Annotated in this window: 18 protein-coding genes and 1 pseudogene; 9 read left to right on the top strand and 10 right to left on the bottom strand. The window is 69.1% G+C overall.

The window, feature by feature from the left end:
- Positions 1 to 1,074: 1,074 nt before the first annotated feature.
- The 3 genes and pseudogenes from ASD16_RS19435 to ASD16_RS19425 all read right to left on the bottom strand — a co-directional run.
- On the bottom strand, positions 1,075 to 1,545 hold the full coding sequence (locus ASD16_RS19435; protein ID WP_157454036.1) for a hypothetical protein: 471 nt from the start codon (positions 1,543 to 1,545) through the stop codon (positions 1,075 to 1,077).
- A 162-nt stretch (positions 1,546 to 1,707) separates the two neighbouring features.
- On the bottom strand, positions 1,708 to 2,313 hold the full coding sequence (locus ASD16_RS21885; protein ID WP_157454035.1) for a hypothetical protein: 606 nt from the start codon (positions 2,311 to 2,313) through the stop codon (positions 1,708 to 1,710).
- Positions 2,314 to 2,523: 210 nt separating this feature from the next.
- Positions 2,524 to 2,799 (bottom strand): annotated as a pseudogene (locus ASD16_RS19425) (DUF4839 domain-containing protein); the annotation flags it as partial.
- A 755-nt stretch (positions 2,800 to 3,554) separates the two neighbouring features.
- Here ASD16_RS19425 and ASD16_RS19420 point away from each other — a divergent pair.
- The 8 genes from ASD16_RS19420 (at position 3,555) to ASD16_RS19385 (ending at position 12,924) form a co-directional block, all read left to right on the top strand.
- Complete coding sequence (locus tag ASD16_RS19420) at positions 3,555 to 4,547, top strand: LacI family DNA-binding transcriptional regulator (protein ID WP_082571001.1); 993 nt, start codon at positions 3,555 to 3,557, stop codon at positions 4,545 to 4,547.
- Positions 4,548 to 4,637: 90 nt separating this feature from the next.
- Positions 4,638 to 6,305, top strand: coding sequence for an ABC transporter substrate-binding protein (locus tag ASD16_RS19415; protein ID WP_055921829.1), 1,668 nt, complete (start codon positions 4,638 to 4,640; stop codon positions 6,303 to 6,305).
- A gap of 100 nt (positions 6,306 to 6,405) precedes the next feature.
- On the top strand, positions 6,406 to 7,383 hold the full coding sequence (locus tag ASD16_RS19410; protein WP_055921620.1) for an ABC transporter permease: 978 nt from the start codon (positions 6,406 to 6,408) through the stop codon (positions 7,381 to 7,383).
- Between the two features lie 19 nt (positions 7,384 to 7,402).
- Positions 7,403 to 8,416, top strand: a complete 1,014-nt coding sequence (locus ASD16_RS19405) for an ABC transporter permease (RefSeq protein WP_235523433.1) — start codon at positions 7,403 to 7,405, stop codon at positions 8,414 to 8,416.
- Complete coding sequence (locus ASD16_RS19400) at positions 8,413 to 9,354, top strand: ABC transporter ATP-binding protein (protein WP_055921617.1); 942 nt, start codon at positions 8,413 to 8,415, stop codon at positions 9,352 to 9,354. The genes ASD16_RS19405 and ASD16_RS19400 overlap by 4 nt, the downstream gene beginning before the upstream one ends.
- Positions 9,351 to 10,412, top strand: coding sequence for an ABC transporter ATP-binding protein (locus tag ASD16_RS19395; protein WP_055921614.1), 1,062 nt, complete (start codon positions 9,351 to 9,353; stop codon positions 10,410 to 10,412). The genes ASD16_RS19400 and ASD16_RS19395 overlap by 4 nt, the downstream gene beginning before the upstream one ends.
- A gap of 54 nt (positions 10,413 to 10,466) precedes the next feature.
- Positions 10,467 to 11,882 carry a glycoside hydrolase family 32 protein gene (locus tag ASD16_RS19390; RefSeq protein WP_235523431.1) on the top strand — a complete coding sequence of 472 codons (1,416 nt, stop codon included), beginning with the start codon at positions 10,467 to 10,469 and terminating at the stop codon, positions 11,880 to 11,882.
- 85 nt (positions 11,883 to 11,967) lie between these two features.
- Complete coding sequence (locus ASD16_RS19385) at positions 11,968 to 12,924, top strand: carbohydrate kinase (RefSeq protein ID WP_055921611.1); 957 nt, start codon at positions 11,968 to 11,970, stop codon at positions 12,922 to 12,924.
- A 44-nt stretch (positions 12,925 to 12,968) separates the two neighbouring features.
- Here ASD16_RS19385 and pflA read toward each other — a convergent pair whose 3' ends face one another.
- The 7 genes from pflA to ASD16_RS19355 all read right to left on the bottom strand — a co-directional run bounded on the left by pflA (position 12,969) and on the right by ASD16_RS19355 (position 20,815).
- The gene (gene pflA, locus ASD16_RS19380; protein ID WP_055921608.1) at positions 12,969 to 13,853 is read right to left on the bottom strand and encodes a pyruvate formate-lyase-activating protein; all 885 of its coding nucleotides are present in this window, start codon (positions 13,851 to 13,853) and stop codon (positions 12,969 to 12,971) included.
- A 30-nt stretch (positions 13,854 to 13,883) separates the two neighbouring features.
- A complete protein-coding gene (pflB, locus tag ASD16_RS19375) occupies positions 13,884 to 16,139 on the bottom strand; it encodes a formate C-acetyltransferase (protein ID WP_055921606.1) in 2,256 nt (751 codons plus the stop codon).
- Positions 16,140 to 16,354: 215 nt separating this feature from the next.
- Positions 16,355 to 17,665, bottom strand: a complete 1,311-nt coding sequence (locus ASD16_RS19370) for a ferric reductase-like transmembrane domain-containing protein (RefSeq protein ID WP_055921602.1) — start codon at positions 17,663 to 17,665, stop codon at positions 16,355 to 16,357.
- Positions 17,662 to 17,808 (bottom strand): hypothetical protein, encoded by a 147-nt coding sequence (locus ASD16_RS21880; protein ID WP_157454032.1) that lies wholly within the window; start codon positions 17,806 to 17,808, stop codon positions 17,662 to 17,664. The genes ASD16_RS19370 and ASD16_RS21880 overlap by 4 nt, the downstream gene beginning before the upstream one ends.
- Positions 17,808 to 18,740, bottom strand: coding sequence for a hypothetical protein (locus ASD16_RS19365; protein ID WP_055921600.1), 933 nt, complete (start codon positions 18,738 to 18,740; stop codon positions 17,808 to 17,810). Before ASD16_RS19365 ends, ASD16_RS21880 begins: the two co-directional genes overlap by 1 nt.
- 1 nt (position 18,741) lies before the next feature.
- Positions 18,742 to 20,163: a hypothetical protein gene (locus ASD16_RS19360; RefSeq protein WP_157454031.1), complete on the bottom strand. Its 1,422-nt coding sequence runs from the start codon at positions 20,161 to 20,163 to the stop codon at positions 18,742 to 18,744.
- A 241-nt stretch (positions 20,164 to 20,404) separates the two neighbouring features.
- Positions 20,405 to 20,815 carry a hypothetical protein gene (locus ASD16_RS19355; RefSeq protein ID WP_157454030.1) on the bottom strand — a complete coding sequence of 137 codons (411 nt, stop codon included), beginning with the start codon at positions 20,813 to 20,815 and terminating at the stop codon, positions 20,405 to 20,407.
- A 226-nt stretch (positions 20,816 to 21,041) separates the two neighbouring features.
- Between ASD16_RS19355 and ASD16_RS19350 the strand changes: the two genes are divergently transcribed.
- Positions 21,042 to 21,824 carry an SDR family oxidoreductase gene (locus tag ASD16_RS19350; protein WP_055921590.1) on the top strand — a complete coding sequence of 261 codons (783 nt, stop codon included), beginning with the start codon at positions 21,042 to 21,044 and terminating at the stop codon, positions 21,822 to 21,824.
- Positions 21,825 to 21,852: the final 28 nt, after the last annotated feature.

Below are 21,852 nucleotides of genomic sequence, written 5' to 3'. Positions count from 1 at the left end.
CAGTCTTCCAAACTGGCGGTGCGGGTTCGATTCCCGTCGTCCGCTCGCATCTTGCCAGGTCACGGGGCACTATCCGGCTGCTTGGCGTCCGTCGCCCGGCGACGAATCCGACCCGGTGTGCCCCAGCATGCCCTCTCACCAGAGATTCAGTTCCTGTTCAGTTCCCATCCCGAAGACCTGGCTATGTAGAGACCTCCGGCCCGCGCATGTGGAGCCCGACCCCGTGCCCCGGAACCTCGGGCAACGCTCGGGCCGGGTGCCCGCTTGTGGAGCGGCGCAGGTCGAGCAGGATCGCATGCAGACGTCCCGCGGCAGTGTCCTCCATCGACATGATCGGACCCTGGCTGCACTCGGCCAGGAGATTGGTGACGACGGGTTCAGCCACGTTCGGATCCTGATAGAACGGGCACGTCAGCCGCTCGGTCCAGCGACCCGCTTCCTGTAGAGAGGCAGCATCACGCGCTCCGCAGGAAGCTGGGGACGCGTTACCCCCGGTCTTCGCGTCACCGCATGGGAGGCGGAAGTAGCTCCTCGCAGACCTGGCTCGTCCCCCATCGTTGCGGGTCNCAGCGACCCGCTTCCTGTAGAGAGGCAGCATCACGCGCTCCGCAGGAAGCTGGGGACGCGTTACCCCCGGTCTTCGCGTCACCGCATGGGAGGCGGAAGAAGTTTCTCGCATAGTTCTTCGCTATGAGCGACAACTACGGAAGCGGCCGAGCGCTGACCGCCAGGCAAATGTCGCCGAGTGGGTCGCATAGCGCCCAATATGCGGAATCCGGCCTGCACTGTCCGCCGCCCGCGCGCCGCGGCCAACTCGGATCCGTAGCTGCCTGCACGTCCGCGGCACAGCCAATGAGACCGGGAGGTCAGGGCAGCACGAAACAGCGTTCCAACACGGCTGCCTCTGCGTGTTGCGGCAACATCCAGAGCCGAATGGGGCCTCCCTGAGAAGGCCCACCCGCTGCTTGAAAATCGATTGCGGAGTCTCTTCGTCTACTCATCGATCTCTTACCTTCAATCGCTATAGCCACCATCCATTACAGCCTCGCGGACCGCTCAGGACTCTGGCTTGCTTCAGCGTTCTTTGAGCAGGTGCCATGGCCCGGCGGTGTAGTCGTTTAACTCCCGAAAGTAGCGTTGCGCCACGGGGTTGCCAACGTGGCTCGCGAGCGACTCGGCGCCGTCCGTGTAGTCAGAGTCCAACGAGAGATGACGGAGCGGCGTCGGCAGGACGAGGCGCAACGTGGGCATATTGGGCCGCGCGAGGACAAGCGTGCTGTACAACCCGCCGAGATGAACGCGCGCGCGCGCCGTGGTCTTCCCGTCGATCGGGTAGACCCACCTGCCGATCTGGATGATGATCGCTCGACCGTCCGCACCAACGTAGTGTGCGACCAACTTGCCGCCCATCTTTTGGCAAGACCCTGCCGTTTGCGACGTCATCGCCTCTCGGGTACGAAATTTCCGGTATGCACCCGAGTCGGTTTCGAACAAGTAAGCGACATGGCCGATGTTCGCGACATCGCTCAACCAAATCTGCGCCATGCGATCACTTCACCCTCAAAAGCCGGTTGAGCCTCGCACCGGTCTTGCCGGCGCTGACAATTACAGCGATCGGATCGCCGCGCTTCGCCTGCAGGCGCTGAGCGAGCGTGGGACCCACACTATTTCCATACTTGAGCCTGTTGCGCCACTTCGGGATGACATTCAAGATTGCGGGCAGTTTGGCCCGAGTGGCCAGCTTGAGCTGGTTACGTTGGTGCACCACGTCCCCCGCGACCTTAAGGGCATCCTCACCCGCTTCGACCCGCGCCAGCCCTCCTGCACTGAGTGCACGACTTGCATTGACGTAGCCCCGCGCGGCAGGCTTTCCAGTAGGTTGAGAGTTTCCTCGTTTGTAAGCGAGTCCTTCTCGTCGTCAAAGATTTCGGCGTACTGATCGTACAGGTCGCGGCCGAAGATGAATGGGAAGATGATTCGACCGTCCGCAATCTCACGATGGACTGCCTCGGCGAGTTTCGTCGGATCCGTCTTTGCAACATCGATGAACAGGTCAGCGTGCCCAATGGACAAAGCGCACATTAACTTCGCTTCTTTTACTGGGACGCCCTCCTTCCGTGCCAAACGATCTCTAACTGTGACTCCTGCTGGGGTGAGAGCAACCGCGTCATTGAGCGCGTCAGAGATCGCATACTTGTCCGAAATGGTACAATCCCCTAGAACCTCCATGAGGTCGCAAATCTGCGTGAATCGTTCACGCCAGTCCGCGTCCGGGTACTCGACCTTCAGTTGCTCTGCGGTCCGGTGTGCCACGTCGCCCTCCCCCGCTCCTGAGAATCAGAGCGTAGTGTTCGGCTCGGCGCTCCGGGTCGGACGGACGAGGGCGAAATTCATCTCACCCGAGTGGCGGCGCAGTGGCGACGAACCGTCGGCCGACGTGGCAGGGCGCCAGGCAACCTGTGTTTGGGAAGACCCCGCATCACCGGCTCGCGGTGCGGGGATCTCGCGTGTGGCGGCTGCGGCCTACCGGAAGGAGGTCTCGACCGGCTCAAGCGGGAACAGGCGGCCGTTGTTGGGCTCGTACCTGCCGACGCGGGCCACGATATGCAGGTTGGCGCCGGGTCCGATGGTGTCGCGGGTGTAGCGCATGTCGAACGTCGTGTTGACGTCCTCGAACGTGAACGAGGGACCGGACGCGGACGTCTCGCTGTAGTCGCCAGGGAGAATGAGCATGTCGTACCGGGTCTGCGTTGAGCCATGCCGGTTCATCGCGCCGATGTTCCCGTCGAACTCGATGAGCCGGCCCTCGAAAAAAACTGGGCCGTGAGCTGTGCGACCTCAGGGCTGCAGGAGTCGGTCAGCGCGAGAAGGGCTGCAAGCTCCGGACTCGTCTGCACCGTCGCACGCTCTTCCGCTGCGGGCTCCGCGCTCGCTTCCTCGGTCGGCTCGGCCGCGGGCTCAGTGGCCTCCGCAGTCGGCTCGTCGTCATCCTCACCGCAACTGCGGTCGACGACAAGACGCGGCTCTCCGTCGACGGTGACTCCGGACTTGGGCAGTCAGTTCCTGAGCGGCTGGATGACGGGCGACGTGGGACGGGTGGGAGACCCGGCGCCCAGGCACTTCGGGTCGCGCGATTCGAGCCTGCTGGCTGCTGGCCGGCCTACGCCGGGCCTGACGGCCGACCGGCTTGCGAGCCGCTAGGTCTCTCCTCGCAGGAGGCGGCGCGGGCTCGGCTCGACGAAACAGCCCGCGAACGTGACCGCAGCTCGTGGGTCGATCCGGGGGCGTCACATCAACGCTTCGACGCCTCCGCCACTCGTGCCTGGCGCTCGCTCCTAACCGCAGCCGCACCAGGTCCTCGATGTCGCGGTGGACGACGGAGCCCTCGACAGAACCGTTGACAATCCGGAACTAACGCGCGTAAGGTCCCCGCCAAGCGGTCGTCCTAACGCGCGTTAGTTCTCCACTCACTGCGCCCCACGATGCCGCTGACCAGGAGTCAACGTCGACAGGAATGGTGTGCCGTGGCTGGCGATGGATCAAAGGCAGTCCGGATGGGCGACATCGCCCAGCGGGTCGGGGTGTCCAGGACGGCGGTGTCGTTCGTCCTGAACAACCGCGACGACGGCAGCGTCTCGCCCGCGACCCGTGAGCGGATCCTGCGGGCCGCCGAGGATCTCGGGTACCGGCCGCACGCCGCAGCCCGGGCGCTGGCCGCTCAGCGGTCCGGCCTGCTGGGACTGGTGACGGAGATCGTGACCAGCCCGTTCGGGATGGAGACGGTGAAGGGAGCACAGGACCGGTCGTGGCAGGAGGGGAAGTTCCTTCTCATCGCGGCGACCGACGGTAATCCCGGACTCGAGCGCGCGGCGATCGAGAAGCTGCTGGAGCAGCGCGTCGAAGGCCTGATCTACGCCTCTGGCTTCCATCGCGAGGTCACGCTGCCGCCGATCGCCTTCGACGTACCGACGGTTCTTGTCCACTGCTTCGACGCAGACGGTCGACTGCCGTCGATCGTGCCCGACGAGGAGGGCGGAGGGCACAGTGCGACCCGCCACCTGATCGAGGCTGGTCACCGTCGCATCGGATTCATCAACCTCGAGCCCGACACGACAGCAGCGCGCGGCCGGCTCGCCGGCTACCGGCGGGCCCTGGACGACGCGGGTGTCGAGCCCGATGACGACCTCGTGAGGTCGTCGGACGACTCGTCCGCCGACGGCGGCTACCTGGCCGCGAGCGCCCTGCTGAGCCTCCCCGACCGTCCCACCGCGATCTTCTGCGGAACCGACCGCATCGCCATGGGCGCGTACGACGCCATCAAGGAGCACGGGTTGTCCATCCCGTCCGACGTCGCCGTCGTCGGGTTCGACAACCAGGAGCTGATCGCCGCGTACCTGCGGCCGAAGCTCACCACGGTCGCGCTGCCCTTCCACGAGATGGGCACACGCGGCGTCGAGATGCTCGGCGCCGCTCTCGCAGCCGGGCAGCCGATCGCACCCGAACAGGTGACGATCGGCTGCCCGCTGGTCGAACGCTCGTCGGTCTGAGGTCCAGTCAGCCGATCGAGCCCATTCCCACACCCTTCGCTCGCAGCCCAGAAGCAGCAGAGAAGCAGCACAGAGATGGAGAGCAGCATGATGACACGACCGACAACGACCCGACGGGGACTCGCGCTGAGCGCGATCGCCCTTGCGGGAGCCCTCGCCCTGACCGGGTGCGCCGGAGGCGGTACATCCGGGGCACTCGACGGCACCCAGCTCCTGCAGATCCCCCGGGAGGACACGGCGACCTTCAGCCGAAACTTCAACCCGTTCTCTCCCAACGCCGCACCGATGACGCAGCAGGCGATCTACGAGTCCATGCTCGTCTTCAACCCCAACGACGGCACGACGACGCCGTGGCTCGCGACCGAGTGGACTCCCGCGCCCGACGGGACGGGGATCACGTTCACCCTGCGCGAGGGCGTCCAGTGGTCGGACGGGGAGCCCTTCACGGCTGCGGACGTGGCCTTCACGTTCGAGCTGCAGAAGGAGGTCGCCGGCGGCTACGAGTACCTCGACACCGTCACGGCGGAGGACGACGACACCGTCACCTTCACCTTCACCACCCCCTTCGCCCCGGCCCTGTACGAGCTCGGCCGGCAGGTGATCGTGCCGGAGCACATCTGGGAGAGCATCGACGATGCCGCTCTGGAGACGAACGAGACGCCGGTCGGCACCGGTCCGTACACGGAGATCATCAGCTTCGAGAGCCAGGCCTTCAGCCTCGGGAAGAACCCGAGCTACTGGCAGCCCGACAAGCAGAAGATCGAGGGCATCCAGATGCTGGCCTTCGCCGGCAACGACCCCGCGAACCTGGCGACGACCAACGGGGAGACGGACTGGGCCGACCAGTTCATCCCCGACATCGAGAACGCGTTCGTCGCCGACGACCCGGACCACCGGCACTTCTGGTTCCCGGCGACCGACGGCGTGATCAACTGGCAGCTGAACACGACCAAGCCGCCCTTCGACGACGTGCAGGTCCGCAAGGCGCTGAGCATGGCGATCGACCGTGAGTCCATCACCGAGGTCGCGATGCAGGGCTACACCCACCCGGCCGACTGCACAGGGCTGTCCGACGGGTACGACGCCTGGCGCAACGAGGACGTGGCGGGAGCCTGCGACTGGACCGACCGTGACGTCGACGGCGCCAACGCGATCCTCGACGAGGCCGGGTACACCCGCGGAGCCGACGGCACCCGGACGATGCCCGACGGCTCGCCGCTGGCGTTCGACATCTCCGTCGGAGCGACGTCGTCGGACTGGCTGTCGGCGGCGAACATCATCGACCAGAACCTCGACGACGTCGGCATCGACGCGACGGTCGACGCGCCGGACTGGTCCGCGGTGGTCGCCGGCTACGAGGACGGCAGCTTCGACACGGGCATCGTGTGGAGCAACATGGAGGCGACGCCGTACCAGTTCTTCCGCGGCGTGATGTCCACCGAGACGGTCAAGCCTGTCGGTGAGCAGGCGACGCAGAACTACCACCGGTTCGGCGTGCCCGAGGCGGACGCGCTCCTCACGCAGTTCGCCGGGTCCACCGACGAGGCGAGCCAGCAGCAGGCGATCGACGAGCTGCAGGTGCTCTTCGACGAGCTCGCACCGGTCGTCCCGCTGTTCCCCGGCCCCCGGTGGGGCGCGTACAACACGACGCGCTTCACGGGCTTCCCGACCGAGGACGACCCGTACGCGACCCTCTCGACCCGCGGCCCCACCACCGTCCTGGTGCTGACCACGCTCGAGCCGGTCATCTCCGAGTAACCCTCGCCCGCCTTCTCCCGCAGCTGCACACCCGACGGCGCACGCGCTGTCCCGCGCAGGCGCCGTCGGGTGCGCCGCACAACACAACGGAGTGAATGCCATGCGATTCGTCGTCAGCCGCCTGGGCTTCTACCTGGTCGCCTTCTGGGTCTCGGTCACCCTCAACTTCCTGCTCCCCCGCTTCATGCCCGGAGACCCGGTCTCGCGGATGCTCAGCCAGTCCCAGGGACGGATGACGCCGGAGCAGGTCGACCAGATGCGCGTCCTGTTCGGGCTGGACGAGCGCCCGATCTGGCAGCAGTACCTCAGCTACTGGCAGAGCATCTTCACGGGCGACATGGGGGTCTCCATCTCCCGGTTCCCCACCCCGGTGACCGAGGTCATCGCCAGCCAGATCGGTTGGACGCTGCTGCTCGGCGGCACCGCACTGATCATCGCCGTGGTGGTCGGGAACTCCCTGGGGATCCTCGCGGCCTGGCGGCGGGGGGGCGTGCTGGACTCGATCCTGCCACCGGTGCTGGTCTTCATCGGGTCCTTCCCCTACTTCTGGCTCGCCATGGGTGCGCTGTACCTGTTCGGGGTCACGCTCGGCTGGTTCCCCCTCCGGCACGCCTACAGCGCGGGGATGACCCCGTCCTGGTCGCCGGAGTTCATCGCCGACGTCGCAGCACACCTCGTCCTGCCCGTCACGACGATCGTGCTGGTGTCCATCGGCGGCTGGATGCTCGGCATGCGGAACACCATGATCGCCACCAACTCCGAGGACTACATCGTCATGGCGGAGGCCAAGGGGTTGCGACCGTCGCGCGTCATGCTCCGGTACGGCGCCCGCAACGCGACCCTGCCGGCCACCACCTCGTTCGGCATGGCCATCGGGTTCGTCGTCGGCGGCGCCCTGCTCACCGAGGTCGTCTTCGCCTACCCCGGCCTGGGATACCAGCTCCTCGCGGCCGTCTCCGCCCTGGACTACCCGCTGATGCAGGGCATCTTCCTGACCATCACCGCCGCCGTCCTGGCCGCGAACTTCCTCGTCGACGTCGTCTACGTCCGCCTCGACCCGCGCGTGCGGGTCTCCTGAACCGGAAGGAGGAACACTCGTGTCTGCTACCGACCCAGCCGAGGTGCAGCTCCTCGTCGCCACGGATCACCGCGAGATCCTGAGCGGCCCCACCGCACCGGCGGCGCTCGACCGCCCCCCACGACACCCGGTCCGTCAGGGCCTCGGGCACAGCCTCGTCGCCAACCGCAAGGCGCTGACCGGGATGATCATCCTCGCGCTCTTCGTCGCCGTGGCGCTGCTCGCCCCGGTCCTCGCCCCTGGCAACCCGTCGACCATCACCTCGCTCGGAGCGCAACCGCCCTCGGCGGAGCACCTGTTCGGCACCACCGCGAAGGGGCAGGACGTCCTGGCCCTGACCATGTGGGGGGCGCGCAGCTCCCTGCTCGTGGGCTTCGTCGTCGGCATCGCGGCCACGTTCATCGGACTGCTGGTGGGCCTGTCCTCGGCCTACTTCGGAGGCCGGGCCGACAACTCGTTGTCCCTGGTCACCAACGTGTTCCTCCTCATCCCCGGCCTGCCGCTCCTGGTGATCCTGGCCGCGTTCCTGCCGACGGGGATGACCACGGTGATCCTCGTCCTCACGTTCACCGGCTGGGCGGGTTCGGCCCGCGTCCTGCGGTCCCAGGCGCTCTCCATCCGTGGGAAGGACTTCGTCGCCGCCGCGATCGTCACCGGTGAGCGTGCGGGCTGGATCATGTTCCGGGAGATCCTCCCGAACATGGCGTCGATCGTGATGATCACCCTGATCGGGTCCGTGATCTTCGGCATCGGTGCCCAGGCCGGCCTGGAGTTCCTCGGGCTCGGCGACGTCAGCGTGGTCAGCTGGGGCACCAACCTGTACTGGGCCAGCAACGACGGAGCCCTGATGTCGGGCACGTGGTGGGCCTTCGTGCCCTCAGGTGCTGCCATCGCCCTCGTGGCCTTCGCCCTGGCGCTCATCAACTACGGCGTCGACGAGGTAACCAACCCCCGACTGCGATCCACCCGCCGGGGCAGGGCCAGCCGCCGTGCGGCGCCCGGCTCGGCAACCCACCAGGAGGTGAACCGATGAGCACGATCCCGTCGTCACCAGATGACGCGCCGGTCCTGGAGGTCTCGGACCTGTCCGTCGAGTACCACGGCGAGTACCGCACGGTGCGCGCCGTCGACCGGGTCAGCTTCCAGATCGGCAGGGGCGAGATCTTCGGGCTGGCCGGCGAGTCCGGCTGCGGCAAGAGCACCGCTGCCAACGCGATCATGCGGCTGCTGCGCCCGCCGGCCGTGATCACGGGCGGGTCCATCCGGTTCCGGGGACGAGACATCCTCACCCTCGACGCCGAGGAGCTGCGCGCGCTGCGGTGGCGGGAGGTCGCGATGGTCTTCCAGTCGGCCATGAACTCCCTGAACCCCGTCATGACCGTCGGTGACCAGATCGTCGACATCTTCACCACCCACGAGGGCCTGTCGAAGAGCAAGGCGCGGGCCCGGGCGGCCGAGCTGCTCGAGCTCGTGCGCATCGACCCGGCCCGCCTGCGGTCCTACCCGCACCAGCTGTCCGGCGGCATGCGCCAGCGCGTGGTCATCGCCATGGCGGTCGCCCTGCGGCCCCACCTGCTGATCATGGACGAGCCGACGACCGCGCTCGACGTCGTCGTCCAGCAGGAGATCATGGCGCAGATCGCCGAGCTGCAGCGCGAGCTCGGGTTCTCCGTCCTGTTCATCACGCACGACATGTCGCTGATGATCGAGCTGTCCCACCGGATGGCCGTCATGTACGCCGGCCGGTTCGTCGAGACGGCCGACGCGAAGACCATGTTCGCGGACCCGCGCCACCCCTACACCCGCGCGCTCATCAACGCGTTCCCGCCGCTGTCCGGACCCGTCGCCCCCCTGGTGGGACTGGGCGAGGGGGTGCGGTTCACCGACATCCCGGACCTGCGCGAGGAACAGCCCGGCCACTGGGTCGCACCCGTGCCGGTGGGCACCGTCATCGATGGAGGACGATCATGAGCATCTCAGCGCCGGCGACCGGTACGCGTGCGGACACCGAGGCGGTGCCGGACGCCGTGATCAGCCTGCGAGGACTCAGTGTCGACTTCCCGGTCGGGGGCCTCTTCTCGCGCACGGTCGTGCGTGCGCTCCGCTCGGTGGACCTGGACCTCGAGCGTGGGGAGATCCTGGCGCTGGTGGGTGAGTCGGGCAGCGGCAAGAGCACGATCGCGCGCTGCATCGCCCGGCTGGAGCGGCCGACCGCGGGACAGATCTTCGTCGACGGCGTCGACGTGCTCCGCAGCGAGCCACGACGCGCGTCCCGGGAGTTCCGCAGCAAGGTGCAGATGATCTTCCAGGATCCCTTCGGCTCCCTGAACCCGGCCCACCGGGTCCAGCAGTTCCTCGAGCGGGCTGCCCGGCTGCACGGCCGGGCCAAGGGCGCCGACCAGATGCGGGAGCTCGTCGCGGAGCTGATGGCGACGGTCGACCTGCCGATGGACATGCTGGACTCGCGCGCGTTCGAGCTGTCCGGCGGCCAGCGTCAGCGTGTCTCCATCGCCCGGGCGCTCGCCATGGACCCCGAGGTGATCCTCGCCGACGAGCCCACGTCCATGCTCGACGTGTCCGTCCGGATCGGCGTCCTCAACCTCATGCGCCGACTGCGTGACGAGCGCGGCATCTCGATGCTCTTCATCACGCACGACCTCGCCTCGGCGCGGTATGTCGCGGACAGGACGACGGTCATGTTCGCCGGTGAGCTCGTCGAGAGCGGCGCGTCCACGGCCCTCATGGCCCGGCCGGCTCACCCGTACACCCAGCTGCTGCTGTCCGCCGTACCGAACCCGTTGCGGGCCGGCAGCTACGACCCCGACGAACGGGCGAGGCTGCGCGCCGCGGTGCTCGACTCGGAGTCCTGTCCTTTCGACGGGGACCCGAACCAGGTCTGCAGCCGCACCGAACCCGTCCGGCACGACGTCGGACCGGCCGAGGACCGGCACTGGGTCCGCTGCCACCTGTACCGGCCCGCCGCGGACGTCGCCTCGCGGGCCCTGGCCGTGGACACGGTCGAGGGCTAGTCACCGACGCCGCCGCACGCCGATCCGCTCGCCGCCGAACCTCTAGGACTTCTCGTGAACCCGATCCCCGCCGTGCCCACGGCCGACGTCGCCTCGGCCGCGCAGGCTGCCACCCCGCACCTGCGGCCGTCCGCCCACTTCACCGCCCAGGACACCTGGCTCAACGACCCCAACGGGCTGCTCCACCACGCCGGCGTCTACCACCTGTTCTTCCAGAACAACTCCGAGGGCAACATCTGGGGCCCGATGTCCTGGGGTCACGCCACCTCCACCGACCTGGTCACGTGGTCGGAGCATGACGTGGCCATCGCGCACACACCCGAGGAGAACGTGTTCTCGGGCAGCGCCGTGGCCGACGTGCGCAACACCGCCGGCTTCGCCGGACCCGGCGAGACCGCGCTCGTCGCCGTGTACACCAGCGCGTACACCAGCGCGTCACGCCGTCCGGGAGTCCAGGCCCAGTCCCTGGCGTACAGCCTGGACGGCGGGATGACGTGGACCCGGTACGCCGGCAACCCCGTGCTCGACACCGGTTCCTCGGACTTCCGCGACCCGAAGGTGTTCTGGCACGGCGGCGACGAGGGCCGCTGGATCATGGTCGCGGTCGAGGCCCAGGATCGCCAGGTCGTCATCTACAGCTCGCCGAACCTCCTCGACTGGACCCTGGAGTCGCGCTTCGGGCCCGCCCATGCCGTCGGGGGGATGTGGGAGTGCCCTGACCTGTTCCCCCTCGAGGTCCGCGGCACCGGCGAGACCAGGTGGGTCCTGGTGGTCAGCCTGAACCCCGGCGCCATCGCCGGCGGATCCGGGACGCAGTACTTCGTCGGCGACTTCGACGGCTCGACCTTCGTCCCGGACCGACTGTCGGACTCCCCTCACCTCGCCGACTACGACTGGCTGGACTACGGGCGCGACTACTACGCGGCCGTGTCGTTCAACGACGCTCCGGAAGGCCGGCGGCTGATGATCGGCTGGGCAAGCAACTGGGACTACGCCAACGACACCCCCACCCACCCGTGGCGGTCCGCGATGTCTCTCGTCCGCGAGCTCGAGCTGGTCCGGTGCTCGGACGGGGTCCTGCGCGTCACACAGGAGCCGCAGCTCCCCACGGACGCGACCCGTCTCCAGGTCTTCGACGTCCAGGTGCCGTCGGGGCCGGGAGACCGCACCGACATCGTCCTCGGATCCGACGATCCCCACGGCGGCAGGATCACCATCACCGTCGACGGGGACGCACGCACCATCACGTGCGACCGGAGCCGCAGCGGCGCCGTCGACTTCCATCCCGCCTTTTCGTCGGTCGACACCGCCCCTCTGCTCAGTGCCGAAACCCTCACCCACGTCGAGATCGTCGTCGACGCCAGCATCCTCGAGGTCTACGTCGACGAGGGACTCGTCACGCTCACCCAGCAGATCTTCCCCCACGTGCCACTGACCACCGTGAGGCTGGAACCGTCGTCACCCAGCTGACGCATCGGTCGGGCCGGGATGGCGACGTCCACGTCAGGCGTCCGGCTCACCCGGCGACACCTCTCGACGCAGACCCAGGAGCAGCATGCCGTCGCCTTCCCCCACCCGTCGCTACCTCGTCATCGGCGAGGCCGTGGCTGACGTCGTCCACCCGCTGTCCGGCCCTGCCTCCACCCACCCCGGGGGAAGCCCCGCGAACGTCGCCTTCGGCCTGGCCCAGCTCGGGGCCGAGGTGTCCTTGATGACGCAGCTCGGCGACGACGACCACGGCCGCCTCATCCGTGCTCACCTCGCCGGAGCCGGTGTACAGGTCCTCGCCGTGCCGGACCCAGCGGCGAGCGGTGCCGCCACGCCGTTCGCGGTGGCGTACCTGGACCACACCGGCGCAGCGACCTACACGTTCGACATCAGCTGGACATTGCCGCAGGTCGATCCGCCCTGCACGCCGCTGCACGTCCACACAGGCTCCATCGCTGCCCTGATGGCTCCTGGCGCCAGCTCCGTCCGAGCGCTGGTCGAAGGCATGCGTGGCCGGTCGAGCATCAGCTTCGATCCCAACATCCGTCCCGCCCTCGTGCCCGACCACGCCGAAGCAGTCGCCCGCGTCGAACAGATGGTGGAGCTCAGTGACGTGGTCAAGGCCAGCGACGAGGACATCGCCTACCTCTACCCCGGGGCCGATCCGGTGCAGATCGCCCAGGACTGGGTGCATCGTGGACCCGCGGTGGTCGTGGTGACGCTCGGCAGAGAAGGGTCCTGGTGCGCCACCCGGGACGGCGTGGTGCACATCGAGCCGACCGTCGTCACGGTGGTGGACACCGTCGGCGCAGGTGACGCCTTCATGTCCGCCCTGATCGACGGGCTCGGTCGGGAGCACCTGCTGGGAGCCGCGGGCCGCCCAGGACTGTCCGCCAACCGCAACCACGCCGTCCAGCTCGCAGCGCGCCGAGCCTCCCGAGCGGCCGCGATCACCGTCTCCCGCCCGGGCGCCGCACCACCCCGCCTCCACGAGCTCGACGAGGCTGAGTCCGGCGCCCCGTAGACCGGACGCACGCAGACCCGACAAAGCGCCGGACAGGGCACCTGTCAGAACGTGGTCAAGCCGTGTGCGCGGAACTGGCCCCGGACCCGGCCCAGCAGCTCGGGGTCGGGCGAGCGGACACCGTCCAGCTCGTACGTCATGCCGAGCTCGGCCCACTTGTCGCGGCCCATCTGGTGGAACGGGAGCACCTCGACCCGGGTGACGACCGGACCCAGCGAGGCGACGTACTGCGCCACTGCCTCGACGTTCTCGATCGCGTCGGTCAGGTCCGGGACGAGCACGAAGCGGACCCACACCTCCTCGGTGCCGCGCGCTGCCAGGCGACGGCCGAACGCCAGCGTCGGGGCCAGCTCCTGCCCGGTGACCCGCTTGTACGTCTCGGGCAGGCCGGACTTCACGTCCAGCAGCACCAGGTCGATGTCGTCGAGCATCTCGTCGGTGCACGATGCTCCGAGGAAGCCGGAGGTGTCGATCGCGGTGTGGACGCCCATCGCCTTGGCTCCGCGCAGCAGCGTGCGGACGTACGCCGGCTGCATCATCGGCTCGCCGCCGGAGAGGGTCAGTCCCCCACCGGTCGCCGTCATGACTCCGCGGTAGCGCTTGACCCGGCGGAGCAGCTCCTTGGCGGTCACGCTCTTGCCGCGTCGGATCTCCAGCGTGTCGGGGTTGTGGCAGTACAGGCACCGCAGCAGGCAGCCGGCCAGGAACACGGTCAGGCGTGTTCCTGGGCCGTCGACGGCCGTGACCAGCTCCCAGGAGTGGACCGACCCGAGCTCGCCCGCGCGCACCGCTGCGAGCCGTCCACCGTGGTCGTACTCGACGTCCTCCAGCCCGGCGGTGCCGTGACCCACCGGGCGCTCGCTCGAACCCCCGACGACAGGTTGCCCCAGAGGCACCACCTGTGGGCCCGTGGTCTCGTTGCTGACCATGCCTCTCCTGCGCCCGAAGACCCGACAGACTCAGATGGAGCCGTGGAACGTCCGCGACAGCACGTCGAGCTGCTGCTCACGGGTGAGGCGGACGAAGTTGACCGCGTAGCCGGACACCCGGATGGTGAGCTGCGGGTAGTTCTCGGGGTGCTCCATCGCGTCGAGCAACGTGTCCTCGTTCAGCACGTTGACGTTCATGTGGTAGCCCTCGGAGATCATCTGCGCGTCCAGCAGGCCGACCAGGTTGTGCACCTGCTCCACCCGCGTGCGGCCGAGGCCCGGAGGGGTGACCGTGTTCGTCAGGGAGATGCCGTCCTGCGCCTCGTCGAACGGCAGCTTCGCGACGGACAGTGCGGACGCGAGCATGCCGTGCGAGTCGCGGCCGCTCATCGGGTTGGCGCCGGGCGCGAAGGGCTGACCGGCCCGGCGGCCGTCGGGGGTGTTGCCCGTGGCCTTGCCGTAGACGACGTTCGAGGTGATCGTCAGCACCGACTGGGTGTGCACCGCGCCACGGTAGGTCGCCAGCTCGCGGAGCTTCGCCATGAACGTGCGGACCAGGTCGACGGCGATCTCGTCGACCGCGTCGTCGTCGTTGCCGTAGGTGGGGTAGTCGCCCTCGATCGTGTAGTCGACGACCAGGCCCGACTCGTCGCGCACCGGGTGGACCGTGGCGTACCTGATGGCCGACAGCGAGTCGGTCACGACCGAGAGCCCGGCGATGCCGCACGCGAGGGTCCGCATGACCTGGCTGTCGTGCAGCGCCATCTCGATGCGCTCGTAGGCGTACTTGTCGTGCATGAAGTGGACGACGTTGAGCGCGTCGATGTAGGTCTGCGCCAGCCAGTCCATCGTCGCGTCGAACTTGGCCACGACGTCGTCGTAGGACAGGACGTCGCCCTCGACCGGCGCGGTGACCGGCGCGACCTGCTTGCCCGTCACCTCGTCGCGGCCGCCGTTGATCGCATACAGCAGCGTCTTGGCGAGGTTCACGCGGGCGCCGAAGAACTGCATCTGCTTGCCGACCTTCATCGGTGACACGCAGCAGGCGATGGCGCCGTCATCGCCACAGACCGACGTGATGTGCGCGTCGGACTCGTACTGGATGGCCGACGTGTCGATCGAGACCTTCGCGCAGAACTCCTTGAAGCCCGCGGGGAGCCTCTCGCTCCAGAAGACGGTCAGGTTCGGCTCCGGCGCCGGTCCCAGGTTGTACAGGGTCTGCAGGAGGCGGAACGAGTTCTTCGTGACGAGCGTGCGCCCGTCCTCCCCCATGCCGCCGATCGACTCGGTCACCCACGTCGGGTCGCCCGAGAAGAGCTCGTCGTACTCCGGGGTGCGCAGGAAGCGCACGATCCGCAGCTTGATGACGAAGTCGTCGATGAGCTCCTGCACCTGCTCCTCGGTGAGGAGGCCGGCGTCGAGGTCGCGCTGCAGGTAGATGTCCAGGAACGTCGACGTGCGGCCGAGCGACATCGCCGCGCCGTTCTGCTCCTTCACCGCGGCCAGATAGGCGAAGTACAGCCACTGCACGGCTTCACGGCCACTGGTCGCCGGACCGGAGATGTCGTACCCGTAGGACGCGGCCATGACCTTGAGCTCACCGAGCGCCCGGAGCTGCTCGGCCAGCTCCTCACGGTCGCGGATCACGGTCTCGACCGAGCGCTCCATGTCGAGCATCGAGCGGTCGCGTTGCTTGGCCGCGATCAGCGCGTCGACGCCGTACAGCGCGACGCGGCGGTAGTCACCGATGATCCGGCCCCGACCGTAGGCGTCCGGGAGGCCGGTGATGAGGTGCGCGGACCGTGCCTTGCGCACGTCCGACGGGTAGGCGTCGAAGACGCCGTCGTTGTGGGTCTTGCGGTACTTGGTGAAGATGTCGCGCACGAGCGGGTCCGGCTCGTAGCCGTAGGTCGCCAGGGCGTTCTCGACCATCCGGTAGCCGCCGTTCGGCATGATCGCGCGCTTGAGCGGCGCGTCGGTCTGGAGCCCGACGATGAGGTCCTTGTCCTTGTCGATGTAGCCCGGCGCGTGCGACGTGATGGTCGACGGGGTGTGCGCGTCGACGTCGTAGATGCCCTTGGCGCGCTCCTCGGGGAACATCGCAGCGATCTGCGCCCAGACAGCGGTGGTGCGCGCGGTCGCACCGGCCAGGAACCTGTCGTCACCCTCGTACGGCGTGTAGTTGCGCTGGATGAAGTCGCGGACGTCGATGGCGTCGGCCCACGGGCCGACGCTGAAACCAGCCCACGCGTCCCGGACGACCTGGTCGATGGTGGAGGTGTTCATGGTTGCTCCCTCATGTCGTGCCTGGCCACGCGTCGCCCGGCGACGAGCCAGCCGCTCTCGGCACGTGGAAGAGCCACCAGGACCTCGGAACCTTCGATGAAGAGCAACCTTCACCGTAGACCTCGAACAGGCCCAGATCGATGGGTCCGCGCGAGCGGCGTGATCGTCGAGGCGTCACAGCCGGCTGCGGTCCGCGTCCGCCGGGCCCGTCGGAGCTAGTGGCTGCCGGAGTGGTAGCCCTCGGCGTGCAGGTGTGCTCGCGGCAGCCCGGCACGGGTCAGGTCCGCCATGAGCGTGCGGGTCATGGCGGGCGGCCCGCAGATGAACACGTCCCGGGTCACCAGGTCCGGCACCCGGCCGAGCAGGGAGGCAGCGGTGAGCTCCCCTCCCCCCGGCTGGGTCAGGTAGTGGAGCCGAGCGCCGGCACGCTGCGCGAGCCGGTCGAGCTCGTCGCCGAGCAGCGCGTGCTCGGGGTCGGCCGTGCGGTACAGCAGGAGCACGTCGCCGCCGGGTGGTATGGCCAGCGTCTCGAACAGCGCTCTCATGGGGGCGATCCCGACACCACCGGCGATCAGCACGACGTCGCGTCGGGTGCGCCGGCGCTCGGTCAGGATTCCGTACGGGCCCTCGGCGACGACCCGGGTGCCGGGCTCGATCGACTGCAGTGCGTGGGTCCCGTCTCCCCGGGCCGAGACGGTGAGGCGGAACGAGTCGTGAGCCGGTGGTGCGGACAACGAGAACGGGTGGGCGCTGAGCCAGGTGTCCGGGGTGAGGAACCGCCAGCGGAAGTACTGTCCCGGCTGGGCTCGCAGCTCGTGGAGACGGCTCCCGCCCACGGTGATCGAGACGGTTCCGGCGCCTTCCTCGACCACGTCCGCGACACGCAACCGGTGCCGCATCGCCGTGCGGAGCGGCACCAGGAGCCGGTAGTGCACGACGAGCGCGAACGCTGCCGTGTAGAGCAGGGACCAGCCCACCTGCACCGCCCGGTGCCCTGCGAGGTCCGGTCCGGCCAGCTGGTGGACGAACCCGGCCGCGACGGCCAGGTAGCTCACCAGGTGGATGCCGTGCCAGGTCTCGTACCGGATCCTGCGCCGGGCGCGGCGGATCGAGGTGCCGGCGACGGCCAGGAGGAGCACGAGGGCGACGACGGCGGCGGCCACGCCGGGCATGCGCACCACCTCGATCAGGGCGCTCCCGGCGTCGATGCCACGGAGCCTGGCCCAGACGACGACCGCGGCGCAGGCGTGGGTGACGATGAGGGCCATGACCAGCCGGCCGCCGCGCGCGTGCCACCGGGCGAGCTCGTCGGCGCCGACGGCACGTTCGATCACGGGCCACCGCGACATCAGCGCGACGAGGACGACGGCGCCGTACCCGGCGAGCATCCCCGAGACGTGGGCGATGACGACGTCGCCGGTGATCCCGGTGGCCGACGGCCGGACCGGCCACACGGCGACCACGGCCCCCAGCACGATCAGGGCCTGCGGGAGGGCCGCGTTGCCTGGTCCGCGGTCGGCGCTCATGGCCCGTGGACGGGAGCGGTGCTCGGGAGCTGGTTCACCGGCGACGTGACGGGAGCGGTCAGACCCAGCCACAGCCCTACGGTGAGCGCCACGCCGGCCAGCACGACCGTCGCCCAGTGCCGCTGCCACCACTGACCCGCCATCACGGCACGCTGGCTGCCAGTGCCGGCGTCGACGGGCGGTCGACGTCGAGCTCACCGAGGAAGCCCGCCATGGTGCGCTCGGCCCCGTACGTGCGCCGCAGCCACCGGTAGTACAGGAAGGCCGCCGGGCCGAACGCCGCCTGCGCGGGCACGATGACGTCGGTCCGTGCGTCGATGAACACGTCGGTCAGGACGGGAAGCAGCGCCGGCACGACCGCTCCGCACAGCACAGCGATGATCGTCGCCCCCCGCGCCGCTCGCGGACCGTACGCCTTCAGTGCGGCGATCACGAACAGGCCGTAGACGAGCAGGTCGCCCAGGCCGATGGTCGCGTTGTAGATGCCGATGCGAAAGCCCACGGACGGGTCGAACGGCCACCCGATGAAGCGTTGGGCGAGGGTGTTCGTGACGGGCCAGACGAAGGTGAAGATGGCGTCGTAGACCGCCAGGATCAGGCCGAACCAGGCGACGTGCCGCAGCCTCATCCCGCCCTGCACGTAGAGGTTCGCGGTCGTGACAGCCGCGCAGACGACGAGGATGTCGTTCTCGATCCAGAACAGCTGCCAGCCCACCACGGTGCCGAGCATCGTCCGACCCATCCAGATGTTGGCGGCGATCACGATGCCGACGACGATCCACGTGGCGGTGGGCCCGATCATCGGCCGCAACCCGATCACCAGGGCCGAGGTGAAGGTCAGGCCGAGGGCGACCAGCAACGGCGTGAGCGGCAGGATCAGGTAGAACAGCGGCAGCGCGACGATGAAACCGAAGAGGACGACGATGTCCGAGCCGTTGAACGTGCCGATCGCCGGGCGGTCCATCCGGACGCGTCGCAGGTAGAGGACGCAGAGCGCGATGGTGATGAGCGTCCCCGTGATGGCCACGCACAGCGCCAGCAGGGTGGGGAGGGTGGCCGAGGTCGGCGTCGACATGTCAGGCTCCCACCGGCTCAGCAGCGGCGAAGGAGAGCTCGCGCAGGTCGCTGCGCACGCGTCGCAGGCCCGGTGCCCGATGGTCCTCCAGGACGCGCACCTGAGCATCCAGGCCACGTTCGGCGAAGTGGTCGGTCAGCCCGGCGTTGCTCAGCCCGGCCACCGCACCGGCCGGCAGGTCGATGCGCAGGCGACCGTCCTCCGGTTCCGCGTGGAAGCGCGCCGGCCACGGCCTGCTGGGCAGGTCCTCGACCGCTTCGACCAGCTCACGGGGGGTGATGACGCGTTCCGGCGTGACCTCGATCAGCTGGGTCGCCTTGCCCAGCACGGCGCTGGTGGCGGGGATGCCGGCCTGTTCGCAGTCGACCGGGCCGGGGAGCTGACGCACGACGTCACGGGTGTCGTACCGCAGGACGGGCATGCACTCCCGGTAGGGGAAGTACGGCGTGACGACGAGGGTGCCGAGCTCCCCCGGCATCGCTGCGACGCCCGACCGCAGACCGAGGACCTCCACGTGCCCCATGGTCAGGTCGTGATGGAGGTGCCCCGCCGAGCAGCTGGTGCCGGTCACGGGGATGACCTCGGTCATGCCGAAGTTGTCCGACACCGGTGCACCGAGGACCTGTTCGGCAGCGGCGCGGACAGCGGGTGACAGGATCTCGCTCACGCAGTCGATGCGGCGGAGGCGGAAGTCGGCCGGGCCGAGACCTCGGCGCTGGGCGGCCACCACCAGCTCGGCCAGATAGCTGGCGTTGACCGACATCGTGGTGGCACTGCCGGCGAGCGCGTCGAGCGCGTCGTCGACGGCGATGATGCCCAGGACCCGGCAGCGCGCACCGACCAGGCGGCACGTCATGGCGGAGAGCTGCACGGCGGCGGTCGCCCGGGAGCTGACGTGCACCTGCATGAGGTCGCCGCCGTGGAGCTCGTCGTGCAGGACCGCGCTCAGGGCGCCGAGCGCCGCAGCGACCTCGAGCTCGTACCGGGACAGCCAGACCTCCAGGGCTCGGCCGGTGGTGCCTGTCGTCCGGGTCGCCAGGTGCGGCTGGCTGCCGCGGCAGACGAAGTCGCGAGGCCGGCTCATGAGGTGGTCCTTCGTGGTGACCGGCAGTCCGAGCAACGTGGTGGCATCGGCGGTGCGGGCCTGGAAACCGTGGGCGGCGAACCACTCGGCGTAGAACGGCGACAGCTCCGCCAGCCGTCGCGCCGTGCGCCGCAGCGACCGGTCCGCGTGGTCGACCCGGTCGGCGTCGTCGGCGAAGGGCGTCTCGATGACCTCCCGGGCCTCGAGGCCGAGCTCACCGAACTCGTCGATCGTGGCGACCGCGTCGGCGACGAGCCGCGTCAGGGAGTCGGTGTGGAACGGTCGGCCCCACACCATGCTCAACGCCATGCGCAGCTGGCGAACTCCGGTCTCTAGCACGGCTTGCTCCTGTCCTGGTGACGAGGGTCGGAGACTGTCCGCCCGAAGCGATGGCCGGGCGGACAGTCTGGGGTGACGGTCAGAAACCGTTCCCGGCGCCGACGGCGAACATGACGGCCGACAGCGAACCCAGCACGTACTTCGCGTGCTTCGCGCTCTTGAGCAGTGACTTCATGGCTTTCCCCTCCCCCCGTGGTGTCGAGGTCGATCGACCGACCGGGTTGGTCGGCACGCTCTGTGGTCACGGCACGACGACGACCTTCGCGTTCATGTCGGGGTGCACCGTGCAGGTGAGGTCGAACGTGCCCTCGGTCGTCCACGCGTGCGTGCTGAACACGTCGTTCTCCTCGAGCATCTTCAGAGGCGTCATCGCGCCGTCGCCCGGGTCGGTGAGCAGCCCGCGCTTTCCGGGACCGATGATGTGCACCCATCGCGAGTCGTTCTGGAACGTCAGCCGGTCCCCGCGATGGATCGTGATCACCGGGACGCCGTCGGTTCCCAGGTGAGCGTCATGGACGCCGCCGATCCGGTACCCCTCGTGCCCCATGCCGATCACGCCGGCCGGCCGCGCGTCCAGCGGTGGCGCGGCAGCGGGAACCGCCATGGCAGCGACGACGAGCGCGGCGGCGACCGTGATCCGCGGAAATCTCATCATTGCCCCCCGTTCGACCTCGTCCGGATCCCGGAAGAACACACCGGCACGGAGAGCAGAACCTCCGTGCCGCGGTGGATCGCTGTGTGACGAGGTGCCTGACTGAACGAGCACCCACCGGAATGACGGATACACCGGCCCGACGTCTTCACCCACCACGGGCACGGACCGCTCGGCCCCGCGCCCGACCCGTCGACGGGTCGCGGTCGCCCCCTACGGTGGTGCCGTGGGTACCGCACTGATCACCGGCGCGGCCGCCGGGCTGGGGCGCGAGTTCGCCTGGCAGCTCGCCACCGCTCGCCACGACCTGGTCCTCGTCGACCGGGACTCCGAGCGGCTCGAGCGGCTGGCCGGTCAGCTGGAGGGCGCTGCCGGCGTCCGCGTCGAGATCCTCGTCGCCGACCTGTCGGTACGCGGCGACGTCGAGCGCGTCGCCGAGCGGCTCCGGACGGCCGAGCGCCCGGTCGGGCTGCTGGTCAACAACGCCGGCGCAGCTGCGGGGCAACGGTTCGTGGGCGGCGACGTCGGTCGCGAGGAGGCCGTGCTCGACCTCATGGTCCGCGCCGTCCTCGTGCTGTCGCACGCCGCTGCGGGGCAGATGACCGCGCGCGGGCGCGGCGCGATCCTCAACGTCGCGTCGGTCGCCGCGCTCATCACGCTCGGCACGTACTCCGCGCACAAGGCGTGGGTCCGGACGTTCACGGAAGGGCTGGCGGTCGAGCTGCGGGGCACCGGGGTCACCGCGACCGTCGTGTGCCCCGGGTTCGTCCACACCTCGTTCCACGACCGCGCCGGCATCGACATGACGTGGCTGCCCGAGATCGCCTGGCTGCGTGCCGAGGACGTCGTCGCCACCGCCCTGGCCGACGTCCGGCGCGGCGCCGTCATCTCCACGCCGAGCCTGCGCTACCAGCTGGGCTCCGGCGCCGCACGGGTGATGCCCCGCTCGGTGGCGCGGGCGATCGGCGCGCCCCGGCGGCGAGCGCGTCCTCGCGGGCTCGCGGGCTGACCAAGCCTGTGGGAGGTCGAGTTGCCGA

Origin of the sequence: Cellulomonas sp. Root485 (assembly GCF_001426705.1) — a bacterium.
Taxonomy (GTDB): domain Bacteria; phylum Actinomycetota; class Actinomycetes; order Actinomycetales; family Cellulomonadaceae; genus Cellulomonas.
This window is presented reverse-complemented; position numbering and strand designations above follow the sequence as displayed.